We start from the raw sequence: 22,111 nt of genomic DNA on the forward strand, positions 1-22,111 counted from the left end.
ACACTATTGACAACTTGGCGAAAAAGGTTTACATTGAATCCGTAAACATGTTTCAACAATAGTCCGAATATTGCCTATATGAAGGAGAGGAGGGGCGGCACGACGGTCTATAGACTGACGGACAGAAGGAGAGTGATTTGCGATGGTTACATTTTTGGTGGCATTGCTCGCTTTGATTCTGGGCTACGTCATCTACGGCAGGGTTGTCGACGTGATTTTCTCGCCTACGGACAAGCCGACGCCTGCATTGGTGCACGATGACGGTGTGGATTACATTCCTCTGCCGACGTGGAAGGTCTTCATGATCCAGCTTTTGAATATCGCTGGTCTCGGACCTATTTTCGGCGCTTTGCAGGGGGCGCTTTGGGGGCCGTGCGTCTATTTCTGGATCGTTCTCGGCACGATCTTCGCGGGCGGTGTGCACGACTATATGTCGGGCATGATTTCTCTGCGTGAAGACGGCAAGAGCATCTCAGAGGTCGTCGGCAGTCACATGGGCAAGACGATGCTCTTCATCATGCGCATTTTCTCAGTTGTGCTTCTCGTCCTCGTCGGCACGGTTTTCGCGACAGGACCTGCTATGCTTATTGATGGCAAGCTGTTGTCACTCGGCTCTATCGGCGCGATCAAGATCTGGCTCATCATCATCTTGATTTATTACTTCCTTGCGACACTTTTGCCGATCGATACGTTGATCGCGCGTTTCTATCCGATTTTCGGCGTCTGTCTCATCGTCATGGCGTTCGGCATCATGGGGGCGATGCTTGCGGGCGTCGGCGGTCACGTCATGCCGGAGATGGTTTTGGCGAATCTCCATCCGCAGAATATGCCGATCTGGCCGCTGATGTTCATCACGGTCGCCTGTGGCGCTATTTCGGGGTTTCATGCCACGCAGTCGCCCATGATGGCGCGCTGCCTGAAGAATGAGCGTCTCGCGCGCCCTGTCTTTTACGGCGCAATGGTTTCTGAGGGCTTCATCGCTCTCGTCTGGGCGGCGGCGGGCGTGACCTTCTACGAGAGCACGGGCGGCCTCGGTGCCGTGCTTTCGTCCGCGGGTCCTGGCGGCGTCGTCTACGATATCTGCGTCGGCTTCCTCGGCCCTGTCGGGGCGGCTCTCGCACTGCTTGGTGTCGTCGCCTGCCCGATTACTTCGGGCGATACGGCGTTCCGCTCGGCGCGCCTGACGATCGCTGACTGGCTCGGTCTTGATCAGAAGTCGACGAACAAGCGTCTCGCGCTTGCCATGCCGATTCTTGGTGTCGGCGCTGTCCTCACACAGATGGATTTCTCGATCATCTGGCGCTATTTCTCATGGACGAACCAGACGCTGGCCATGATTGTCCTGTGGACGGGATCGGTCTACCTCTATCGTACGTTCCGCGGCAAAATCTACTACATCATCGGCATGATTCCTGCGACCTTCATGTCGGCCGTCACGGTGACGTACATCCTGCAGGCGAAGGAAGGCTTTGGCCTTTCAACGGATGTTACATATCCCGTCGGTATTGCCGCCGCTGCGCTCTTTTTATTCCTCTTTTTGCGCACGACGGTGTTGCGACATGAGTGAATCCCTCTTCTGCCCGTGCGGCAGAGGCGGACGAGTCATGGAATGACAAGAAAGAACAGCGAATTAGAAGCTGCCGAGTCACCCGAAAAGATTCGGCAGCTTTTTTTGTCTGCTCTACACATAATGCATTTCGGGGTGTATAATAGAGTGCAGGGTTTTAGTAAAATTGTAGGTATAGCTAAAGGAGAGCAACGAATGAGACGAGATGTGATACGAGAAAAGGCGAGGGAGACGCTGGCGATGGAAGCAGCGGCGGTGAGGAAATTGATGGAGAATGTGGATGAGGAGTTCTGCCGCGCGGTTGAGTGTGTGCTTGACTGCACGGCTCGCATCATTGTCACAGGCATGGGAAAATCCGGGCATGTCGGGCGCAAGATTGCCGCGACACTTGCGAGCACGGGCACGCCTTCGTTTTTCATGCATCCGGCGGAGGCGTTTCACGGCGACCTTGGTATGGTGACGGACAAGGATGTAGTCCTGGCGATTTCCAACAGCGGCGAGGTGCAGGAAGTCGTGAAGATCCTGCCCGTCATCCATCGCATCGGTGCGACCATCATCGCCATGACAGGTAACCGTTCTTCGCAGCTCGCCGAGTACTCAGACTACGTCGTCGATATCGGGCATGAGCCAGAGGCTTGCCCCTTGGGACTCGCGCCGACGACGAGCACAACGGCAACGCTCGCCATGGGCGACGCCATCGCCGTCGCCGTGATGTCCGTGCGAAATTTCAAGAAGCAGGATTTCGCGCTCTTCCATCCGGGCGGCGCCCTCGGTCGACGCCTCTTGCTCAAGGTGCAGGACGTTATGCACACGGGCGAGGAAAACCCTGTCGTCTCGGGGGAGAAAACGGCGAAGGATGCGCTCTTTGTCATGACGGAGAAGGGCTTGGGCGCCGTCTCTGTCACGAATGAAGAGGGCCAATTCATCGGGCTTCTGACCGACGGCATCATTCGCCGCGCACTTGCGAAGGACTATGCTTTCCTCGATGAGCCTGTGCACGAGATCATGTTTACCGAGCCGCTGACGATCCGTGCCGATGAACTGGCGACGGCCGCGCTATCCGTCATGGAGAAGCATGAGCCGCGCCCCGTGACGGTGCTGCCCGTCATCGACGAGAAGGGGGCGCCGGTCGGCATGATCCATCTGACCGATCTTTTGAAGCAGGGGGTGGTTTGAGCCGCATTCTGCCGTTGGGAATGGATGTGCCATGTAGCGTCGCAGCGTGTCGTCGCTATGTTGAGAGAATGGGTTCAGCGCGGGAGAATTTTGCGATAAATCTAGGATATGATAAGTTCCGTCTATGATAATATTTCTAAGAAATCACTAGACAAACGAGCAAAAAAATTATACAATATAGTTGTTTATGGGATGAAATCAGAGGAAGTAATATCCTCGTCCCGAGAACCATCAACAGGGAGGCATGGTTATGAATATTCATGAGTACCAGTCCAAGCAAGTCCTGCGGGAATTCGGCGTCAATGTGCCGAACGGCCTGCCGGCGTTCAGCGTGGAAGAGGCGGTCGAGAACGCGAAGAAACTCGGCGCCGCTGTCACGGTCGTTAAGGCGCAGATCCACGCGGGTGGCCGCGGCAAGGCGGGCGGCGTCAAGATTGCCAAGTCCGTTGAAGAGGTCGAAGGCTACGCGAAGGAGCTGCTTGGCAAGGTTCTCGTCACGCATCAGACGGGTCCTGAGGGCAAGAAGGTCGGTCGCCTCCTGATTGAAGAAGGCTCGAATATCAAAAAGGAATACTACCTGAGCTTTGTCGTTGACCGCGCCACGGCGAGGATCGTCATGATGGGTTCCGAGGAAGGCGGCGTTGAGATCGAGAAGGTCGCTGCCGAAACTCCGGAAAAGATCATCAAGGAATATATCGATCCGGTCATCGGACTTGCTCCGTTCCAGGCGACGCGCATGGCGTATGCCATCAATATCCCGGCTCCTGCGATTCGCAAGGCGGCGGCTCTGATGGAGAAGCTTTACAATGCGTTCATCGGCAAGGACTGCTCGCAGGTTGAGATCAATCCGCTTGTCGTCACGGCCGAGGATGATGTGATCTGCCTCGATGCGAAGCTGAACTTTGACGACAGCGCACTGTTCCGTCATCCCGACATTGTCGAGCTGCGCGATGAGACGGAAGAGGATCCGAAGGAGCGCGAAGCTGCGGCTGCCGGCCTCAACTACGTCAACCTCGGCGGTGATGTCGCATGCATGGTCAACGGCGCAGGTCTTGCTATGGCTACGGTCGACATCATCAAACATTACGGCGGTGAGCCTGCCAACTTCCTCGATGTCGGTGGCGACTCTGAGCCTGAGAAGATCGCTAAGGCGTTCAACATCATGCTCGAAGGCGGCCAGGCGAAGGGCATCTTCGTCAACATCTTTGGTGGCATCAATCGCTGCGACAACATCGCGAACGGCATCATCGAGGCCGCGAAGATCATCTCCAAGGACGGCAAATCCCTCCCGGTTCCTGTCGTTGTCCGTCTTGAGGGCACGAAGGTCGAAGAAGGCCGCGAGATCCTGAAGAACACGCCGATTGCCAACGTCTTCCCCGCACCCACGATGGAGGGCGGCGCCGAGCAGATTGTCAAACTCGTTGCTGAGGCGAAGGCTTAAATCGAAAGGGAGGTCAAACACATGTCAGTTTTGATTGATAAAGATACAAAGGTTATTGTGCAGGGCATCACGGGCAAAGCGGCGACGTTCCACACGAAGCAGATGCTCGACTATGGCACGAAGATCGTTGCAGGCGTAACGCCGGGCAAGGCGGGTCAGAAGGTCGAGGGCGTTCCCGTGTTCAATACGGTTGCGGATGCTGTGAAGGCTACGGGCGCGACGGCTTCAGTCGTCTATGTTCCCCCTCGTTTTGCGGCGGACAGCATCATGGAAGCGGTTGATGCCGATCTCGATCTCGTCGTCTGCATCACGGAGCATATCCCTGTCCTCGACATGGTGAAGGTGCGCCGTTACATGGAAGGCAGGAAGACGCGTCTCGTCGGCCCGAATTGCCCAGGCCTTTTGACGTCCAAGCAGTCGAAGCTCGGCATCACGCCGGCTACGGTCAGCAAGCCCGGTCATGTCGGCGTCATCTCGCGCTCCGGTACCTTGACGTACGAGGCTGCCTTCCAGCTCACGAACGCTGGTATCGGTCAGACGACGACGGTCGGCATCGGCGGCGACCCCGTCAAGGGCACGGACTTCATCGACGCTCTGCAGCTCTTCAAGGATGATCCCGAAACGTTGGCCGTTCTGATGATCGGTGAGATCGGCGGCACGGCGGAAGAGGATGCTGCGAAGTGGATTCAGGAGAACATGAAGGACAAGCCAGTTTCTGCCTTCATCGCAGGTCGTCAGGCGCCTCCGGGCAAGCGCATGGGTCATGCTGGCGCGATCATCTCGGGTGGCAAGGGCACGGCGGCTGACAAGGTCGCGGCTCTGAACGCTGCGGGCATTCCTGTTGCCGATACGGTCGCTCACATCGGTGAGACGATGGTCAAGCTCCTCAAGGAGAAGGGTCTCTTCGAGAAGTGCCACACCTGCTGATTTCCAGCGAGATGAAGAAGTGCTGATGGGAGGAAGCTGCCCAAGTTTGCGCAGCTGGATGTATCCGTGCTTCCTAAATAGCGAGAAGCCACTGCGATCTGCGGTGGCTTCTTCTTTTACTTTGAGAAAAGAAGCGTCACATGTGATAAATCTGTCCACATGCGGCGCTTTGAGATTTTTGGACTGCTCCTCAAAATACGGACAGTGAATAAGAATCCCTCCTGTTATAGAATAAGAACTACAACAGGAGGGATTCGTTATGCCAAGACAATATACAAAAACTGAGCAACTATCCGATGAAATCTTCCGTCTCAAGGCAGAAGGAAAAACACATCCATATACCAGGAGGGAACGATGGAAGCCCTGCGCAAATTCATCGGCGAAATTCCTTACGATGATGAATTTGCGCTCGATGTGTCGTGCGATATGACATCGCGCTGTCAGTCTTCCTGATCGACGAACCTCGATGCGAGCAGTTTCTTCTCCTGTGCGATTTTGTTGCGCTGGATTTGTCTTGACCAGAAGATGCTGGGAATAGCGACGCCGATGGCGATGCCGGCGATGATGGTCGCGGCTTCGACGCCGTTTCTAAGAGCCGCGAGCAGGAGGGGGGTGCTGACCTCGTTGATGTTTAAGAGTGTGAAGAAGAAGCGGTAGAGAAGAACGCCGGGAATCAAAGGAATAGCGGAAGGGATCGTCAGCACGATGTTTGGCGTGTGAAACCAGTGGATGGCGAAGAGCGCGAGAACGCCGACGAAGGCGGAGGCGAGGAAGGTACCAGCCGCCTGGCTCATGCCAAGCTCGAACATGCAGAGGTTCCGAAGGAGGATCGTGATGATGCCGCCTGTGGAGACGACCCACAGCAGGCGGCGCGGCACGCTGAAGATCAAGGAGAAGCCGCCGGCTGCGATGGCGGCGGCGAGTGGATGGTAGAGGTAGATCTCGCCGGGACTGAGGCTCACGGTCGTGAATGAACTGACATGTCCAAGACGCAGGGCAATCGCCATGCCGAATGCCGTGCTGCAGACGATGAGGAGCGTGTCGAACGCCCGCGTCATGCCCGAGGTGATGAAGTGGTTCAGAAGGTCGTTTGCCGCGTTGATCAGAGGCACGCCGGGCACGATGAAGAGCGTGCAGGCGACGATGGGCAGCATGGGCGTCGCAGACAGATCGAGGTCTTGCAACAGCACGGCGGCGAGCGTCGCAGTAAAGGCGGCGATGGCGATGCTGGCGTAGACGTTGAAGCCGTGCTCGTTGCAAAAGCGCCGTGCATAGAAGCCGAGGAAGGCACAGAGCGCCGTGAGGAAGAAGGCGGCGAGATCGCAGCCGAAGAGGGCGCATGAGCCGGCGCACGCGAAGCCCGCACCGAGCGCCGTCAAGAAACCGTTGTAGGGGGATTTTCGTTTTTCCAGGGCTTCGATCTCGCGCTCGAAAAGTTCGAGCGACCAGGCGTCGCGCATGGCGCGCCAGATCATGCGGCTGACGGCGGAGAGGACGAGCATGTTCACGCGATGCGTGCGGCACTTGCTGAAGCGCGTGTAGGTACGCTCTTCGTCTTTGATGTTGAGCATGATAGTCGTGTAGGCGATGTGGCAACTGACGTTTTCCGCAGGGATGCCCATGTATGCCGCCGTGCGCATGATGTACTGCGAGGTGCGGTCGGAATCGGCGCCGTTTTCCATCATCGTGCGTGCGACGAGGAGGATCAGATGCATTTTGTAGATGATCTGGGAGAAGGGGTGGGTGAGAACATGTTCTTTCGTTTCTGCCATGGGGAGACTCCTTTCCTGTCCAAGGGATGGCGTGGGATCTGCTATGCCTTAAAGGTATTTTATGATAATAGTTTGGAATATTGTGACGATTCTTCATAGACTGCCCAGCGGGCAATCTATGAAGCGGTCAGTCCTCCTGATCGACAAATCTCGACGCGAGCAGTTTCTTTTCCTGTGCGATCTTGTTCTTGCGGATCTGACGTGACCAGAAGATGTTTGGTATGGCGACGCTGACGGCGATGCTGATGATGATGGTCGCCGCCTCGATGCCGTTTCTGAGTGCGCCCAAGAGGACTTCCGTGCTGACATCGTTGATGTTGAGGAGCGTGAAGAGCAGGCGGTAGAGCAGGATGCCGGGCACGAGAGGGATGGCGGACGGCGTCGTGAGGACGACGTTCGGCACGTGAAAGCGATGGATGGCGGAGAGCGCGGCGATGCCGACGACGCCGCCGCCGATGAGCGTTCCCGTCGCCTGACTGAGGCCGAAGTCAAACATGCAGATGTTTCGGAGCAGGACGGCGACGGCACCGCCGACGGATACCGCCCAGAGGACGCGCTTCGGCACATTGAAGAGCAGCGAGAAGCCGCCCGCCGAGATCGCTGCGGCAATCGGATGGTAGATGTAGATGTCGCCGGGACTGAGGCTGATCGTCGTGAATTCGGTGATGCGACCGAGGTGCAGCGCGATTGCCGTGCCGAACGCCATTGAACCGATGATGAGCACGGTGTGGAAGGCTCGTGTGATGCCCGCCATGATGAAGTTGTTGAGCATGTCGTCTGCCGCATTGATCAGCGGCACGCCGGGCACGATGAAGAGGGCGCAGGCAACAATGGGGTGCATGGGCGTCGCGGAGTGGACGACGCTCTGCGAGAGCGTCGCCAAGGAGGTCGCGACGAAGGCGGCGATGGCGATGCCCGCATAGTTGTTAAAGCCGCGCTTGTTGCAGAGGATGCGTGCGTAGAAGCCGAAGAAGGCGCAGACCGCCGTGACGAAGAAGGCGATGAAGTCACCGCCGAAGAGCAGGCATGAGCCGCCGCAGGCGAAGCTGGAGCCGATGGCGGTCGCGAAGTTCGAGTAGGGATTCTTGCGGCTTTCTACGGTTTCCAGTTCTTTTTCAAAGCGTTCGAGTGACCAATTGTCGCGCATGGCACGCCAGATGACGCGGCTGACGGCGGCGAGGACGGTCATGCTCACGTTGTGCTTGCGGCATTTCGTGAGTTCCGTGTAGGTGCGCTCCTCGTTCTTGACGTTGAGGAGAAGCGATGTATACATGATATGGCAGCTGACGTTTTCGGCAGGGATGCCCATGTAGGCCGCCGTGCGCATGATGTAGCGCGTCGTTCGGTCGGAGTCGGCGCCGTTTTCCATGAGGAGTCTGCCGACTGTCAAGATCAGGTGCATCTTGTAGGTAATCTTGTAAAATGGGTCTTTGAATACTTGTTCAAGGGATGATTGCATAGTTTGTTAACCTCTTTGCTTAGGAATGCTCGTGTGCTTTATTTTTGTATGTGGGTATAGCTTATTTCGTCGTTGGCATTCTAGACGAAATCGTATTTCTATTTTGCCTTAAATCTTATCCAATAGCAAGGAAATATGATATTATTTCTAAAAAAGGGGGCGCAAGCGCCCCCTCATCGTATTCTTGGCAGAAGATCTGCCGCGCTGTCTTCGTTATTTTCCTGCGCCCGTGAAGTCGTAGAGCTTCTCCGCCTTGTGAAAATGGGTGTGCAGCAGTTCGTGTGCCTTGCCTTCCAAGGGTGCGCCGAGGAATTCTTTGTAGATGCGCACAACTTCAGGATTTTCATGCGATTTTCTCACGGGGAGATTCTTGTCGATTTCATAGAGAGCCTTCATGCGCTCGGCGCGGCGCGCGTTCGTCGTATTGAGAGGCTGTCCTCCGCCGCCTTGGCAGCCGCCGGGGCAGGCCATGACTTCGATGAAATCGTAGGGACTTTTGCCGGCCTTGAGTTCATCCATGATGTGCTTGGCATTCTTGAGCGTGTGCGCGACGGCGACGCGCACCTTGCGCTCGCCGAGGTCGACGGTCGCTTCCTTGATGCCGTCCATGCCGCGCACGGCGAGAAAGTCAATGGAGGGGAGCGTCTTGCCCGTCGCCTTTTCGTAGACTGTGCGCAGCGCGGCTTCCATGACGCCACCCGTCGTGCCGAAGATTGCGCCCGCGCCCGAGCATGTGCCGAGCGGGCTGTCAAAGTCCTCTTCGGGCAGATCGTGGAAGGTGATGCCGACGTAGTGGATGAGTTTGGCAAGCTCGCGCGTCGTGATGACGATGTCGACGTCCTGATGGCCGTCCCTGCCCATCTCGGGACGCGCGGCTTCGAACTTCTTCGCCGTGCACGGCATGACGGAGACGGTCACGATGTCCTCGACGGGGATGCCCGACTGCTTCGGATAGTAGGTCTTGGCGACAGCGCCGAAGATCTGCATGGGCGACTTTGCCGTCGAGAGGTGGGGCAAGAGGTCGCTGTAGTGTTTTTCGACGTAGTTGACCCAGCCAGGGCTGCACGAGGTCATCATGGGAAGCGTGCCGCCGTGTTCCAAGCGGTGCAAAAATTCATGACCTTCTTCCATGATCGTGAGGTCGGCGCCGAAATTCGTGTCGAAGACGCGGTCAAAGCCGAGGCGCTTCAAGGCGGCGATCATCTGTCCCGTGACGATGGCGCCAGGCGGCAGGTGGAATTCGTCGCCCAAGGAGACGCGCACGGCGGGCGCGACCTGCACGATGACATGCTTCTTCGGGTCTTGCAGGGCGTCGAGGACGCGCTGCGTATCGTCTTTTTCCGTGATCGCTCCCGTCGGACAGACGAGGCTGCACTGGCCGCAGAGGATGCAGTCGGTCGCTTCCAACGGGCTGTCGTAGGCGGTCGTGACGGTGATCTTGTCGCTTCGGCCAGCGAAATTCAGGGCTTCGATGCCCTGCACGTCCTTGCAGGCGCGGATGCAGCGGCCGCATTTGATGCACTTCGTCGGGTCGCGTGCGATGCTCGGGTTGTTCGCCGCGTCCTCTTTGCTTTCGACGACGATGGGCAGTCCCGTATGGCCGATGTTGAAGCGGCTGCAAAGCTCCTGCAGGTCACAGCGGTGGTTGCGCGGACAGTTCAGGCAGTCCTGGTTGTGGTTGGCGAGGATGAGCTGAAGGATGGCGATCTGCGTGTCGCGCACGATCTGCGTGTCCGTATGGACTTCCATGCCTTCCCAGACCTCGGTCGCGCACGCTGCCATGAGGCGGCGGCTGCCCGTGACTTCGATGGAGCAGATGCGGCAGCGAGCTTTGACGCGCTGATCGGGGTGGTAGCAGAGATGCGGGATATTGATGTGCACCTTGCGTGCGGCGTCGATGATCTTCGTGCCCTTGGGAACTTCGACGGGAATGTTGTTGATTTTCAGGTGTACGAGTTCTCTTTCTTCTGCCATCAGTGTACGCCTCCGATCCGGAATGTTTCAGGGAAGAGCTTGAAGGCGGCGGAAAGAGCATTTTCGGCGCTTTCGCCGAGACCGCAGAGGGCGGACATGGGCATGATGCGCGCGATCATCTTCATGTTTTCGAGATCCTTTTCCATCGCTGTTCCTTGCGCGAACTTTTCCAAGATGAGCTTGATGTGGAGGACGCCCTCGCGACACGGCGTACACTGGCCGCAGCTCTCGTGCGAGAAGAACGCCTGCGTCATGCGCAGAAAGTCGAGGACGCTCGTGCGCTCGTCGACGACGAGGATCGCGCCCGAGCCTACGGTCACGCCGGCCGCCTTGAGGTCGTCGTAGGTGTAGGGGACGTCGAGGATGGATTCGTCGGCGATCTTGCCCGACGCGCCGCCGAACTGGATGAGGCGGATGCGGCGGCCGCCCTGGATGCCGCCCGCAAGGTCATAAATGATTTCGCGCACGGTCGTACCGAAGGGGATCTCAAAGACGGCAGGATGCTTGACGTTGCCGCCGACGGAGACGAGCTTCGTGCCGAGGGATTCACCCGAGCCGTAGCTGATGTATTCCTTCTTGTCGTCGAGGAGGAGATGCGGCACGATGGAAAGGCTCTCGACGTTGTTGACGCACGTCGGCAGCGCGAAGAGACCGCTCTGCTTGATGAAGGGCGGCTTCATGCGCGGCCGGCCCGCCTTGCCCTCGATGGAGCGGATGAGGGCCGTGCCCTCGCCGCAGACGTAAGCGCCCGCGCCCGAGCGGAGGTGGATGTGAAAGTTGAAGCCTTCCTTGCCGAGAATGTTCTTGCCGAGGAAGCCGCAGCGCTCCGCCTCTTCAATGGCGTTCTTGAGGCGCGAGCGAAGGTGCGCGTATTCTTCGCGCAGGTAGATGTAGCCGTCCTGTGCGCGGATGCTCCAGGCGCCGATTGTCATGGCCTCGATGAGGTTGAAGGGGTCGTTCGTGATCAGTTCGCGATCCTTGAAGGTGCAAGGCTCGCCCTCGTCGGCGTTGCAGATGATGACCTTGTGCTCGCCCTTGACGGCACGCGCCTGCGACCACTTGCGTCCCATGGGGTAGGCGGCGCCGCCGCGTCCCTTGATCTGGGCTTCGGAGAGAAGGGAGGCGATGTCCTCGCCGTCCATTGTCACGGCCTTTTTGAGAGCGTTGAAGCCGCCAATCTTGAGGTAGGATTCGATGGACATGGGATCGTAGCGGTGGAAGTTCTTTGTCATGAAAGAAACCTTGCTCATATAGTCTCCTTTTGTGTGTATGTCGTTTTATTTCCGGTCCTTTTTGTGCGCCTCGCAGAGAGGAGGCGCGGCTGCAAGAGGTGGAGCGCTCTTGCAGCATGGGTTTGGTAAAGATGTGCAGGCCGCTTACTGCAGCGTGTGCAAAAGTTCCTCGATCTTCTCGCGGCTGTCAAGATGCCCGTAGACTTCGCCGTTGACGCGCACGGCGGGCGCGATGTCACAAGCGCCGAAGCACGGCGTCTTTTCGAGCGTGAAGCGTCCGTCGTAGGTAACTTCACCGACGTCGATGCCGAGGAGGCTCTTGAGCGCAGAGAAAAGCGTTTCGTTCTCGTTGATGCGACAGACGACAGAGTCGCACACTTGGATGGGGTATTTGGCGCGCGGCACAGGCGACAGGCTCGCGTAGAAGGTCAGACAGTCGTAGATCAGAGAGATCTTCAGCGGCAGTTTCTCCGCCACATAGTAGGCGGCAGGCTCGGGCACATAGTGGCGCTCGAAGAGGTCCTGCACGTCGAGCAGGATGCCGACGATCTGCGTCGGGTCGTAGGAATGAGCCTCAAGCACGCGGTCGATCTTCTCGCGCGTCGCGAGTTCGAGACTCTTGGGGTCGGCGTTCATGGCAGCATCTCCTTTTCTTGGAAGAATATACTTTCTCTTCTATCATTATACAGGAAAAATGGATTCATTCAAGAGAAAGGAGTACATGAGTATGTTTCTCCGTCCGTTTGTGCTATAATGTCTGCGATATCATCTGTTTGACTTTCGGAGGTGCAGCTTGGTCTCCTTTCTCATCATCTTGGTCACCGTTCTTGCAGTGTTCACCGTGGCGGCGCTTTGGGCGCTGCGCTATCTTCTCGCTGGGCGTGTGCTGTTTATTTGCCGCGTGCTGGTTGGCGTCGTGTTCACCATTGCGGCGGTGTCCTTCTTCTTGCGGCGCAATCCGTTCGCAGGGATTCTTTCGGACGGTGCGACGATTTCTCTGGCGTCTGTCTTCTTCCTCGCTTTGATGTTCTTGTTTCTCTTCGTGTTGGCAACCGTCGCCCTTCGTGCCGTCTATCGCAGGACGCTCGCCGTGCCCGAGGATGCGGGGCGGCGCAGGGTTTTGAAGGCGGCGGGTGCGTATCCTGCGGCGGCGCTCGGTGCGGCGCTCTACGGCAATCTCTACGAGCGGAATGCGACGGTTGAGCGTCGCTACGACATCTCCGTTGCGGCGTCGGCACTCGCGGGCTATACGGTCGCCCAGCTCAGCGACGTGCATCTCGGCATGTTTTTCTCTCTTGAGCGATTGGAGCGCCTTTTGCAGCAGGTCGCCGACGCTGCTCCCAACGCACTCTTGCTGACGGGCGACATCTTCGACCATCCCGAGTGGACGGTGGACGCCGTGCGCCTGATCGACGGCTTTGCCGCCGCCTTTCCTGATGGTATATGGTACTGCCACGGCAATCACGAGCATATACGCGGCATTGCGCTCGTAGAAGAAGCGCTGGCGACGTCGAAGATTCACTTTTTGAAAAATGAGGCGCAGTGCGTGAGGCAGGGAGCGCAGCAGCTCTACTTCGCGGGCGTCGACTACCCGATGTCGGAGTACAGGAAGAGACTCGATGCCGAGGCATTCCAGCGCGAGAAGGCGGCGTATGCGAAAGCGGCGCTCGAAACGATTCCAGAAAACGCCGTGACCGTCCTGCTCGCGCATCATCCCGAGTTCATCGACGATGGTGCTGAGTACGGCGCACGTCTCGTGCTCACGGGGCACACGCACGGCTCACAGTTCGGCATCTTCGGCCTGCCTCTCTTCCCCGTGTTCAAGTACACGCGCGGCATCGTCGAGAAGGGGAAGACGACGGGCTACGTCCACTCGGGCAACGGCAGTTGGTTCCCGTATCGCCTCGGCTGCCCGCCCGAGATCGCGTACCTCGTCTTGCGCGCTTAGGAGGAAGCAATGAAAATACTCGTGACAATACCGCATTACTATGCACATGACCCACAAGGCATCTATGCTTCGAACGGCGACCCTGAGCGCAAGGCAGGGAATCTTCGGAAACTCATCGTTCATCTGAAAACCCTGTTTGAAAGTCCACAGGCATATTGCCGCTACGATCTGCAGAATGCGGACGGCTCGCGCTTCACGGATGCCGATTTGCAGGCGGGCAGGCCGATTGCACGCTCACTGGCAAACTACTATGCGGCAAACGAGGCGCTTCATGCCAAGGTCGATATCGTGCTATCGACGGCGGGCGAGCGTCATGTGCTCGATCGGCTTGGCTTGCCGCAGGGCATGTACGAGCGAAAGGATTTTCCCGATGTCGATCCGAAGCTTCTGGGATTCACCTGTCAGGATGTACTCAAGGAGAGACGCGGCGAATACGACTACTACTGCTACATGGAGGATGACCTCGTCGTGCACGATCCGCTGTTCTTCCAAAAGCTCGCGTGGTTCGATGCGCTCTTCGGTGCGGAAGCCGTTCTTTTGCCGCATCGCTTCGAGTACAATGAGCAGTGCGTATTCCCCAAAGGGTATGTGGAGACAGACGGTTTCGAGGCGGGAAGCGAGCTGGTGGAGCGGCTTTCCTTCGCTCAGAAGTACATCGACTTTGCCGAGCGTCCCGTATTGACGGCGGCGCTGCCTGGCGGCGAGGTGCGCTTCGTCAAGGCGCGCAATCCTCATGCGGGATGCTTCTTCTTGACGGCAGCGCAGTTCGAGCTATGGCTGAGCTGTCCTTACTATGGCGAGCGCACGGGGGAATTTTCCTCGACGTTCGAGAGTCCCGCGACATGGGGGCTCATTCGCACCTTTGGCGTCTACAAGAGTGATTTTCCCGTGGCGGCTTTTTTTGAGATCGAGCACGCAGGGGCGCGCTTCCTGGGGCAGAGCCTTTCCAAGGAACCGCAAAAGCGCATCGATACGGCGTCGTTTGCGCGAGAAGGCATCCATTTTTCATTTTGATGCAGGAGGTGCAGCCAGACTTTGCGGCATGCTACACCGTCCGACGTGAGCACGGGGGGTTCGCAAGCTAAAGCCTGCCGCATAGTTGATATACCAGTCGCGGTCTTTCGGTGTGACGAGGAGAGTGAGGGTACTGTTTTCTGCACCGACTGCGAATTTTCCGATGTTGATTCTTTTTGCAAATGTAGAAGAAATGGATATAATATAGAAGAGACGGCGTGCTTCGTCGTGGAATTTTTGTCGGAAGGAAAGACTCTTTAAGGGAAGGCGGTCATTCGATTGAAGAAGATTACGGTGCTCTATATGGACGGCTGCCCGTATTGCCGCAACGCGGCGCGGGCGATGGACGAATTGGAAAAGGCGTATTCGGCCTACGAGGCGGTTCCCGTTGAATGGATCGAGGAAACTCGTGAGAGAGAGAAGGCGCAGGCGTTTGCCAAGGAGTATTACTATGTGCCATCGATGTTCGTAGACGGTGCGAAACTCTATGAAGCGAAACCCGGCGAGAGCTATGAAGAGTGCAAGCGTTGCGTCGAGGCGGTCTTTCAGGCGGCTGTAGAATGACGGGCGGAGATGAGGATTGCACTTTACGCAATGTTTCGGGCATAGAAAAATCCCATCTCCATAAGCAATGCGTTTTCGCGTTGCTTATGGAGATGGGATTCTATCGTGTCACTGGTGAGTCTACGCCATGGCGTTGACCTTGCGGGCAAGGCGCGACTTCTTGCGGGCAGCGCAGTTCTTGTGGAACACATGGTTCGCTGCAGCCTGATCGATCGTCTTGCAGGCAGCCTTCAGGAAGGACTTCGCTTCATCAGCGTTTCCTGCCTCAACGGCGTCGAGTACATGGCGGGAAGCCGTACGAACGCGGGACTTCTCCGCAGCGTTCTTGGCGCGGCGCTTCTCATCCTTCTTGACGCTGCGGATGGATGCTTTGATGTTCGGCAAATGTTTCACCTCCCTTGAAGGAAATTACACTGTAGTATATTAGCATGGATGGGGGGAAAATGCAATATTTAATTTTGTGGCAGGGAAATTGGAAATAACTGCGAATGAATAAAAGGGATTCAATAGCCGGATCAAGGGAGGTACTTCGATGAAGAAAACAATCGTCATAGGCGCAGATCATGCGGGCTATCCCATGAAGCAGTTCTTGCTGCAGCAGTTGACGGAAGCGGGCTGCAGCGTCGAGGATGCGGGCACGTATGATGAAGCGTCCTGCAACACGCAGCCCTATGCGCAAAAGGTGGCGGAAGAGGTGGCGAAGGGCGAAGGGAAGCTTGGCATCCTCGTCTGCGGCACGGGTGCGGCGATGTGCATCATGGCGAATAAGGTCAAGGGAGCGCGTGCCGTCGTCGCGCACGACCTGTTTACGGCTCGCATGACGCGTACGCACAATGACGCTAACATCCTCTGCATGGGGCAGCGCGTCATAGCGAACCATATGGCCTGGGAGATAGCAAAGACGTGGCTCTCCTATGAGCCGCTTGGAGGCAAGTATGCTGAGCGGCGCGAAACCATCGCAAGGTATGAGGAAGAGCATATGAAATGACGAGGGTCTGTGCGCATTGCCGGAAAAAGTGGGAAGTTGTAAAAATAATGCTTGCGCCCCCTTTCATAATCGTGTATAATATCCCTTGCTGGTGCATGAGCACCGCATGATTCCTCGATAGCTCAGTAGGTAGAGCGCCTGACTGTTAATCAGGTTGTCGCAGGTTCGATCCCTGCTCGAGGAGCCATTCTCGGCGCGTTGGTCAAGTGGTTAAGACACCGCCCTTTCACGGCGGCTTCACGGGTTCGAATCCCGTACGCGTCACCATAAGGCAGAAGCAGCACCGTCCAGTCGGGCGGTGCTTTTTTGTGTGCATCCTTGGATGATTGTTGAAAAAGATAGAGAAAAGCATGCGTTAATTTTAATGAAGAGGATGCTCGCCTTTTAGGAAGGATTTTTTCTTTCCGCGACGAAGTGTTTCAGCGAACAGAGAAGATTTGACATTTTTTGAGAGAAATTCGCGAGGAGGGTGAGGAACTGCTATGCTCGTCGGTGGTGTTGTTTGTTCTATGGCGTTTTATTGTCAGCGCTGCGGCAAGATTCATGTGCACGATGTGCCGTATTTTCTCGGCGTAAAGCGCTTCTCTCTTCGCTGTGCAGGCTGCGGGCACGAGCAGGCGCTGCTGGTGCGTGGGGACAAGGGCTGCTTTGAGGTCCATGTGCCGTGCGTCGCCTGCAATAAGGAGCATGTGATTGCTTGCAGTCTCGCGCAGCTCAGGCACATGGATCTTGAGAAGGTCTATTGCAGTCGAGATCGCTTCGAACTGGGTTACATCGGAAAGCGCCGTCGCATCGAGGAACTTTTGGCGTTCAATCAGGCGGAGTTTGACAGGCTTCATCCTGCTGACGGCGCAAATTTCATCGGCAAGCAGCAGCTTCTTCTTGAGGCGGTCAACCGTGTGCATGAGTTTGTCGCTGCGGGTGATGTCGTCTGCCCGTGCGGCAGTCATGATTTCATCGCACATGTCGATGGCGCGTCCGTGTTCCTAGAGTGTAGGAATTGCGGCAGCAGCGCCGTGATTCCTGCTGAGAGCGCGGCCGATCTTCGCCGTCTCCTGTGCGGTTCATCGATCCGCTTCCTGGCGCCGACGGTGCACAACAAGCGCTAGAGAATCAGAGACCTCGCAGAGACGAAAGGTACGTTTGTGGAGATAGAGACTTGCGGTGCAATCTTTGCAAAAAGATGGTCGCAGGTCTTGTTTTTTTACCGAAAAAGGATTTTCATCGAATATCGTCGAAAAGGTGTTAAAGAGTAAACTATTGTTTATGGGTTTATGCGTAGCCGCTTCTTGATGAAAGCAAGGGAGATGATGTGAAAATGAATACTTGGAAAAAACGTGTGGCTGCAGGACTTACAGCGGGCGTGCTCGCCTTCGGAGGAAGCTTCGCCCTGCAGCCTGCTCCTGTGGCGGATGCGGGTTGGGGCGATCTCATCGGTACGGTCATAGGCGGCTTCCAGGCAAAGGCTGAGGCGGAGAATCAAATCAAGGAACTCGACCAGACGGAGGAGGGGCGGCAGGCGCTTTTCGCCTCGTACCAAGAAGAGCTTGGCGTAGAAGAATATTCTCCGTGGGAGGGACTTTGCAGCCGTGCGATTGAACGCGTTTCGGCTGGTATCGCTAAGAGCGATCCTTCTGTCCGCGACAAGCCGTTTCTTTGGTTCATTAATCAGGACGACACCTTCAATGCCTTTTGTTCGCTCGGTCATGTGATGTCGATCAACCGCGGACTTTTCTATTATCTGCAGAATGAGGACGAAATTGCCGTCGTCTTGGGGCATGAGATGGGGCATGGAATGAAGAACCATGTGGCGGATGGTTGGCGCAAGAAGATCGACGTGGCGATCGGTGCGCAGGTTCTTGCCGATATGACGAATGCGTCGGCGGTTAGAAACGTCGTGCTCAATACGGTTGTCACGCAGATCAACCAGGTGTCGATCGGCCGTGCGCACGAATGGGAAGCAGACGGACTTGCACTCAAGTATATCACGGACGCGGGGTACAATCCCGGTGCTGCAGCCGCCGTCTGGCAGCGCTTCATGGAGCAGATGGGCGACAATCGGCAGAATTTCGTCAGCGAGATGTTCGATCCGTCCGATCATCCGACGAACAAGGAGCGCCGTGACAAGTACATGCAGAGCGTCAAGGAGTACAGCGGCGGACATGTCGAGGTCAAGGACGGCGTCGTTTATGTCAAGGGCAAACGATTCGTCGTTCCCGCTGAGACCGACAATATGTCGAGCGCCGAGCGCGCCTACTTCGTGCAGGGCAACTTGGCGGCGGCATACCACAACGGGCATAACAAGGAGAGTGCCTATGCGGACGGAAACGTCGTCATGCTCGGCGCACAGCCGGTCATGACCTGCCTTAGAGGCGACGACTCCGCAGCGGCGCTCGCCGAGAAATTGAATCAGGTAAAGTGAGGAAGATGTATGGATTTCAAGCGTTATCTCAAGGAATATCCGAACAAGGAGGGGCGTTTCGGCAAGTTCGGCGGCGCCTACCTGCCAGAAGAACTCGTGCCTGCTTTTGCGGAAATCAACGAGGCGTATCTGACGATTTGCCATTCTTCGCAGTTCATCAATGAGCTGCGGCGCATACGCCGCGAGTTTCAAGGGCGGCCGACGCCTGTCTACCACTGCGAGCGCCTTTCGCGCAAGATCGGCAATTGCCAGATCTATTTGAAGCGTGAGGATTTGAATCACTCGGGTGCGCACAAGCTCAATCACTGCATGGGTGAGGGGCTTCTGGCGAAGTTCATGGGCAAGAAGCGCATCATTGCTGAGACGGGCGCGGGACAGCACGGCGTGGCGCTCGCGACGGCGGCGGCCTTCTTCGGGCTCGACTGCACGATCTACATGGGCGAGGTCGACATCAAGAAGCAGGCGCCGAATGTGGCGCGCATGAAGGTGCTCGGCGCGAAGGTCGTGCCCGTTTCGCGCGGTGCGAAGACGCTCAAGGAAGCTGTCGATGCGGCTTTTGAGGATTATCTGGCGAACTACAAGGAGACGATCTACTGCATCGGCTCTGCTGTCGGACCGCATCCGTTCCCCATGATGGTGCGCGATTTCCAGACGGTCGTAGGCATCGAGGCGCGCGAACAATTCAAGGAGATGATGGGGTTCCTGCCCGATGTTGTGACGGCGTGCGTGGGCGGCGGCAGCAACGCTATCGGCATGTTCGTGCCGTTCCTCGACGATCCTGTGGAGATCGTCGGCGTCGAGCCTCTGGGGCTTGGCAAGAAGCTCGGCGATCATGCGGCGTCCATGTCGTATGGCGAAGAGGGCGTCATGCACGGCTTTGACAGTATCATGCTCAAGGACGCGGCGGGCGAGCCGGCTCCTGTGTATTCGGTAGCAAGCGGACTCGACTACCCATCCGTCGGCCCCGAGCACGCCTTTTTGCGCGAGATTGGGCGCGTCAAGTACGATACGGCGACGGACGAGGAGGCGATCGGCGCCTTCTTCAAACTTTCGCGCTACGAGGGAATCATCCCCGCGCTCGAAAGCTCTCATGCGGTCGCCTACGCCATGCGCCGCGCCAAGGAGATGGATACGGGCTCGATCCTCGTCAATCTCAGCGGCAGGGGCGACAAGGATCTCGACTACGTCATTGAGAAGTACGGTACGGGCGAGAAGTATCTGGAATTTGCTTGAACGCTTGGATGAAGGAACATTAAGAGGCCTTTGGGAATTACCCACAGGACTCGCATGCAAAAGGAGCTGCTTTACGGCAACTCCTTTTGCATGCGGGTCCTGTGTATGCTCTTATAGTATATTTCTTTCTATACACATGCTTTCCTGCTGGAAAAGTTAGATTGTACGACTTCTTACCGGGCTGACGGTTTTTGAGCTGGGAGGTTCGATATGATGGTGAAGGGCTCGAAAATATTCATGAAACATGGTATGCTTCTATATAATGAAAGTATCCCGATGCCCAGACGAAGGAGATGGTTTGTTTGGCTTGGAATAAGCTGAAAGATTTTTTTGATTTGCATGGCGACATCGCGTCGATACGGGAAATTACAGATCGGATCAACGCCGGCGTGCGATTTCGGGGGACGAATCTCTGTGTGCTGATATTGGCCATCTTTATCGCCTCCATCGGACTCAACATGGACAGCACGGCGGTCGTCATCGGCGCGATGCTGATCTCTCCGCTGATGGGGTCGATCTTGGGTATCGGCTATGGCCTTGCCCGGTATGACAGCACATATATCCGCTCTAGTGCAGGCAGTCTGTTGGCCCAAGTGCTCATTTCGGTTGCCACATCGGCACTTTATTTTTCCCTTACGCCCATAGCTACACCTTCGTCGGAACTGCTTGCACGGACATCACCGACCATCTGGGATGTTTTGATCGCTGTTTTCGGTGGACTGGCAGGCATCATCGGTATAACACGTAAAGAAGGTGGAAATGTCATCCCCGGCGTTGCGATTGCGACGGCTCTCATGCCTCCTCTCTGTACCGCAGGATATGGCATTGCTACGGGTGTGACTGCATATACCGTAGGTGCGTTATATCTTTTCTTCATCAATAGTTTCTTTATCTGTTTGACCGCATTCAGTGTCCTGAAAATCATTGACATTCCATCCAAGATCAAGCGGGACTCCGTGGAATTTTCAAGACAGAAACGCTACCTGCTGACATTTGCCATACTTGTCACATTGCCCAGTTGTTTCTTTGCGTATCAGAGCGTGCAGGAAAATCTGGAGAGCGAGCAGGCGAAGATTTATATCGAGGAGAATTTCAAAGTGCCGCCTCATCTGGCGATCTCCTATACCTTGGATAGTGAGAAGAAAATATTGACGGTATTTACGATTGCCGGAATATCGGAGGATGATTTGACGGTATTGACGGAGAAACTGCATGAAAAGGCATATCTCAAACCTTTCCGTCTGGAGGTTTTTTCTGCAGAAACGGTGGAAGAGCGGGAAAAGATGGAGGCGATGATCGATCAGAGACTCAGCGAGGTTGAAAAAAGAGCCATTCCTTCCGTACAGGAACAACAGACAGTGACCGCACTCAAATCTGCTCGAGAGGAAAGTGAAAAGCAGGGCACTTATATATTGGACTGGAATCGTGAGGCACGTATCGTGTTCCCGGAAATCTCCCGCATCGTCGTTGGGAGTGTGCGCGGCCCTGCTGCGACTGCAGATCCATCGGCTTCTCTGAGTGAAATGCCGATTGCTTTTATATACTTGAAGGCCAATATGGACGAAGCGTTGCGTGCTCGTTTGACCGAATGGATTTCCACTAAGGCGCAGCGCCGTGTACAGGTGCAGTTCTTCCCCGAATCCACACAGGCAGAGGGAAAAACGTAACGATATTGCCGAGTCTATGTTCAGCGAGTCGTTGGGCAGACGCCAAAAAGCCCGCTCAGTCCCCGTGAGTAAGAGGAATGGGTGGGCTTCAGTTTGTGAAATCTCGTGTTCGTTTCGACGGTGCGGTGTGAAGAAGGTCGTGTACTGCAGCTTAGAGCAGTTCGTCCTTGGCGACGTCGTAGAAGGCGTGCTCCGCCTTGATCTCGCGCTTGCCTTGGCGAATCCTCACGTTGTCGTCGAACTGTGCGACCTGAGTGTCCCAGTTGAAGAGGCCGCTGTCCGACTGAATCGTGACCTTGGGACGCTCAAGGAAGACGTTGCCTTCGACGACAGCCTCGTGCGTCTTGCCGATGACATGAGCCTTGTCGCCCGTGAGTTTCAAGCCGTCCTGCGAGACGCTGACGTTGCCCTCGCACCAGACCTCGAAATCGGGGGAGTTGACGCCACTCTGGGCATCGAAGGCGCCGTTTTTCAGGTACTTGAGCGCCGTCGCAAGGTCGACCTCGGCATGGTCGGCCTGGAAAGTGCAGCCGTTGGCGACGATGCGAATGTTGCCGTCGAAGACGCAGCGTCCCGAGGAGAAGTCGAGACGGTAGGAGTCAAAGGAGAAGTTCGGTGCGGCAAGAGCCGTCGCGCTCAAGGCGAGCAGAACGAACATCATGAGAACCGAAACAAGTTTTTTTTCCATAAAGACGCTTCCTTTCATTGGCGTGAAAAGTATTTTCCA

Annotated in this window: 19 protein-coding genes and 2 tRNA genes; 14 read left to right on the forward strand and 7 right to left on the reverse strand. The window is 56.4% G+C overall.

The annotated features are described in order from the left end of the window. The first annotated feature begins 142 nt into the window (after positions 1-142). The 4 genes from RWS31_RS00690 to sucD all read left to right on the forward strand — a co-directional run bounded on the left by RWS31_RS00690 (position 143) and on the right by sucD (position 5,111). Entirely contained in the window at positions 143-1,567 is a 1,425-nt protein-coding gene (locus RWS31_RS00690) for a carbon starvation CstA family protein (protein ID WP_314595313.1), read from the forward strand. Positions 1,568-1,762: 195 nt separating this feature from the next. After that, on the forward strand, positions 1,763-2,743 hold the full coding sequence (locus RWS31_RS00695; RefSeq protein ID WP_314595315.1) for a KpsF/GutQ family sugar-phosphate isomerase: 981 nt from the start codon (positions 1,763-1,765) through the stop codon (positions 2,741-2,743). A gap of 250 nt (positions 2,744-2,993) precedes the next feature. Next, the gene (gene sucC / locus RWS31_RS00700) at positions 2,994-4,184 is read left to right on the forward strand and encodes an ADP-forming succinate--CoA ligase subunit beta (protein WP_009645122.1); all 1,191 of its coding nucleotides are present in this window, start codon (positions 2,994-2,996) and stop codon (positions 4,182-4,184) included. Positions 4,185-4,205: 21 nt separating this feature from the next. Further along, complete coding sequence (gene sucD / locus RWS31_RS00705) at positions 4,206-5,111, forward strand: succinate--CoA ligase subunit alpha (protein WP_264919468.1); 906 nt, start codon at positions 4,206-4,208, stop codon at positions 5,109-5,111. A 440-nt stretch (positions 5,112-5,551) separates the two neighbouring features. On the opposite strand, the gene RWS31_RS00710 is transcribed toward sucD, so the two are convergent. The 5 genes from RWS31_RS00710 to RWS31_RS00730 form a co-directional block, all read right to left on the reverse strand. Beyond that, the gene (locus RWS31_RS00710; RefSeq protein ID WP_314595319.1) at positions 5,552-6,883 is read right to left on the reverse strand and encodes a threonine/serine exporter family protein; all 1,332 of its coding nucleotides are present in this window, start codon (positions 6,881-6,883) and stop codon (positions 5,552-5,554) included. Between the two features lie 127 nt (positions 6,884-7,010). Next, positions 7,011-8,342: a threonine/serine exporter ThrE family protein gene (locus tag RWS31_RS00715; RefSeq protein WP_265071132.1), complete on the reverse strand. Its 1,332-nt coding sequence runs from the start codon at positions 8,340-8,342 to the stop codon at positions 7,011-7,013. Between the two features lie 213 nt (positions 8,343-8,555). Beyond that, positions 8,556-10,316, reverse strand: coding sequence for an NADH-dependent [FeFe] hydrogenase, group A6 (locus tag RWS31_RS00720; RefSeq protein WP_314595321.1), 1,761 nt, complete (start codon positions 10,314-10,316; stop codon positions 8,556-8,558). Beyond that, on the reverse strand, positions 10,316-11,566 hold the full coding sequence (locus RWS31_RS00725; protein ID WP_314595322.1) for an NADH-ubiquinone oxidoreductase-F iron-sulfur binding region domain-containing protein: 1,251 nt from the start codon (positions 11,564-11,566) through the stop codon (positions 10,316-10,318). The genes RWS31_RS00720 and RWS31_RS00725 overlap by 1 nt, the downstream gene beginning before the upstream one ends. A gap of 126 nt (positions 11,567-11,692) precedes the next feature. Next, on the reverse strand, positions 11,693-12,184 hold the full coding sequence (locus RWS31_RS00730; RefSeq protein WP_006191644.1) for an NAD(P)H-dependent oxidoreductase subunit E: 492 nt from the start codon (positions 12,182-12,184) through the stop codon (positions 11,693-11,695). A 157-nt stretch (positions 12,185-12,341) separates the two neighbouring features. Between RWS31_RS00730 and RWS31_RS00735 the strand changes: the two genes are divergently transcribed. The 3 genes from RWS31_RS00735 to RWS31_RS00745 all read left to right on the forward strand — a co-directional run bounded on the left by RWS31_RS00735 (position 12,342) and on the right by RWS31_RS00745 (position 15,074). Next, complete coding sequence (locus RWS31_RS00735) at positions 12,342-13,496, forward strand: metallophosphoesterase (RefSeq protein ID WP_314595325.1); 1,155 nt, start codon at positions 12,342-12,344, stop codon at positions 13,494-13,496. Positions 13,497-13,505: 9 nt separating this feature from the next. Continuing rightward, complete coding sequence (locus tag RWS31_RS00740; RefSeq protein WP_314595326.1) at positions 13,506-14,510, forward strand: hypothetical protein; 1,005 nt, start codon at positions 13,506-13,508, stop codon at positions 14,508-14,510. 279 nt (positions 14,511-14,789) lie between these two features. Beyond that, positions 14,790-15,074 (forward strand): glutaredoxin domain-containing protein, encoded by a 285-nt coding sequence (locus RWS31_RS00745; RefSeq protein WP_314595328.1) that lies wholly within the window; start codon positions 14,790-14,792, stop codon positions 15,072-15,074. A gap of 120 nt (positions 15,075-15,194) precedes the next feature. On the opposite strand, the gene rpsT is transcribed toward RWS31_RS00745, so the two are convergent. After that, complete coding sequence (rpsT, locus tag RWS31_RS00750; RefSeq protein WP_009645094.1) at positions 15,195-15,458, reverse strand: 30S ribosomal protein S20; 264 nt, start codon at positions 15,456-15,458, stop codon at positions 15,195-15,197. 148 nt (positions 15,459-15,606) lie between these two features. Here rpsT and RWS31_RS00755 point away from each other — a divergent pair, with 148 nt between their 5' ends. The 7 genes from RWS31_RS00755 (at position 15,607) to RWS31_RS00785 (ending at position 21,384) form a co-directional block, all read left to right on the forward strand. Then, positions 15,607-16,062, forward strand: coding sequence for an RpiB/LacA/LacB family sugar-phosphate isomerase (locus RWS31_RS00755; RefSeq protein WP_265071139.1), 456 nt, complete (start codon positions 15,607-15,609; stop codon positions 16,060-16,062). A gap of 111 nt (positions 16,063-16,173) precedes the next feature. Next, a tRNA-Asn gene (locus RWS31_RS00760) sits at positions 16,174-16,249 on the forward strand. Positions 16,250-16,254: 5 nt separating this feature from the next. Further along, positions 16,255-16,329 (forward strand) — tRNA-Glu (locus RWS31_RS00765). 242 nt (positions 16,330-16,571) lie between these two features. Then, positions 16,572-17,171 carry a hypothetical protein gene (locus RWS31_RS00770; protein ID WP_265071140.1) on the forward strand — a complete coding sequence of 200 codons (600 nt, stop codon included), beginning with the start codon at positions 16,572-16,574 and terminating at the stop codon, positions 17,169-17,171. A 209-nt stretch (positions 17,172-17,380) separates the two neighbouring features. Further along, on the forward strand, positions 17,381-18,484 hold the full coding sequence (locus tag RWS31_RS00775; protein WP_294175692.1) for a M48 family metallopeptidase: 1,104 nt from the start codon (positions 17,381-17,383) through the stop codon (positions 18,482-18,484). A 9-nt stretch (positions 18,485-18,493) separates the two neighbouring features. Continuing rightward, entirely contained in the window at positions 18,494-19,717 is a 1,224-nt protein-coding gene (gene trpB, locus RWS31_RS00780) for a tryptophan synthase subunit beta (protein WP_009645073.1), read from the forward strand. 293 nt (positions 19,718-20,010) lie between these two features. Next, positions 20,011-21,384: a DUF389 domain-containing protein gene (locus RWS31_RS00785; protein ID WP_314595331.1), complete on the forward strand. Its 1,374-nt coding sequence runs from the start codon at positions 20,011-20,013 to the stop codon at positions 21,382-21,384. Positions 21,385-21,535: 151 nt separating this feature from the next. Here RWS31_RS00785 and RWS31_RS00790 read toward each other — a convergent pair whose 3' ends face one another. Beyond that, a complete protein-coding gene (locus RWS31_RS00790; RefSeq protein ID WP_314595333.1) occupies positions 21,536-22,072 on the reverse strand; it encodes an OstA-like protein in 537 nt (178 codons plus the stop codon). Positions 22,073-22,111: the final 39 nt, after the last annotated feature.

It is taken from the genome of uncultured Selenomonas sp. (genome assembly GCF_963528755.1).
GTDB lineage: Bacteria > Bacillota > Negativicutes > Selenomonadales > Selenomonadaceae > Selenomonas.

What these genes read in the sequence shown, in the direction of transcription:
- RWS31_RS00690 (WP_314595313.1), top strand. Translation starts at nt 143, where the DNA reads ATGGTTACATTTTTGGTGGCATTGCTCGCTTTGATTCTGGGCTACGTC.
- RWS31_RS00695 (WP_314595315.1), top strand. Translation starts at nt 1,763, where the DNA reads ATGAGACGAGATGTGATACGAGAAAAGGCGAGGGAGACGCTGGCGATG.
- sucC (WP_009645122.1), top strand. Translation starts at nt 2,994, where the DNA reads ATGAATATTCATGAGTACCAGTCCAAGCAAGTCCTGCGGGAATTCGGC.
- sucD (WP_264919468.1), top strand. Translation starts at nt 4,206, where the DNA reads ATGTCAGTTTTGATTGATAAAGATACAAAGGTTATTGTGCAGGGCATC.
- RWS31_RS00710 (WP_314595319.1), bottom strand. Translation starts at nt 6,883, where the DNA reads ATGGCAGAAACGAAAGAACATGTTCTCACCCACCCCTTCTCCCAGATC.
- RWS31_RS00715 (WP_265071132.1), bottom strand. Translation starts at nt 8,342, where the DNA reads ATGCAATCATCCCTTGAACAAGTATTCAAAGACCCATTTTACAAGATT.
- RWS31_RS00720 (WP_314595321.1), bottom strand. Translation starts at nt 10,316, where the DNA reads ATGGCAGAAGAAAGAGAACTCGTACACCTGAAAATCAACAACATTCCC.
- RWS31_RS00725 (WP_314595322.1), bottom strand. Translation starts at nt 11,566, where the DNA reads ATGAGCAAGGTTTCTTTCATGACAAAGAACTTCCACCGCTACGATCCC.
- RWS31_RS00730 (WP_006191644.1), bottom strand. Translation starts at nt 12,184, where the DNA reads ATGAACGCCGACCCCAAGAGTCTCGAACTCGCGACGCGCGAGAAGATC.
- RWS31_RS00740 (WP_314595326.1), top strand. Translation starts at nt 13,506, where the DNA reads ATGAAAATACTCGTGACAATACCGCATTACTATGCACATGACCCACAA.
- RWS31_RS00755 (WP_265071139.1), top strand. Translation starts at nt 15,607, where the DNA reads ATGAAGAAAACAATCGTCATAGGCGCAGATCATGCGGGCTATCCCATG.
- RWS31_RS00770 (WP_265071140.1), top strand. Translation starts at nt 16,572, where the DNA reads ATGGCGTTTTATTGTCAGCGCTGCGGCAAGATTCATGTGCACGATGTG.
- RWS31_RS00775 (WP_294175692.1), top strand. Translation starts at nt 17,381, where the DNA reads ATGAATACTTGGAAAAAACGTGTGGCTGCAGGACTTACAGCGGGCGTG.
- trpB (WP_009645073.1), top strand. Translation starts at nt 18,494, where the DNA reads ATGGATTTCAAGCGTTATCTCAAGGAATATCCGAACAAGGAGGGGCGT.
- RWS31_RS00785 (WP_314595331.1), top strand. Translation starts at nt 20,011, where the DNA reads ATGGTTTGTTTGGCTTGGAATAAGCTGAAAGATTTTTTTGATTTGCAT.
- RWS31_RS00790 (WP_314595333.1), bottom strand. Translation starts at nt 22,072, where the DNA reads ATGGAAAAAAAACTTGTTTCGGTTCTCATGATGTTCGTTCTGCTCGCC.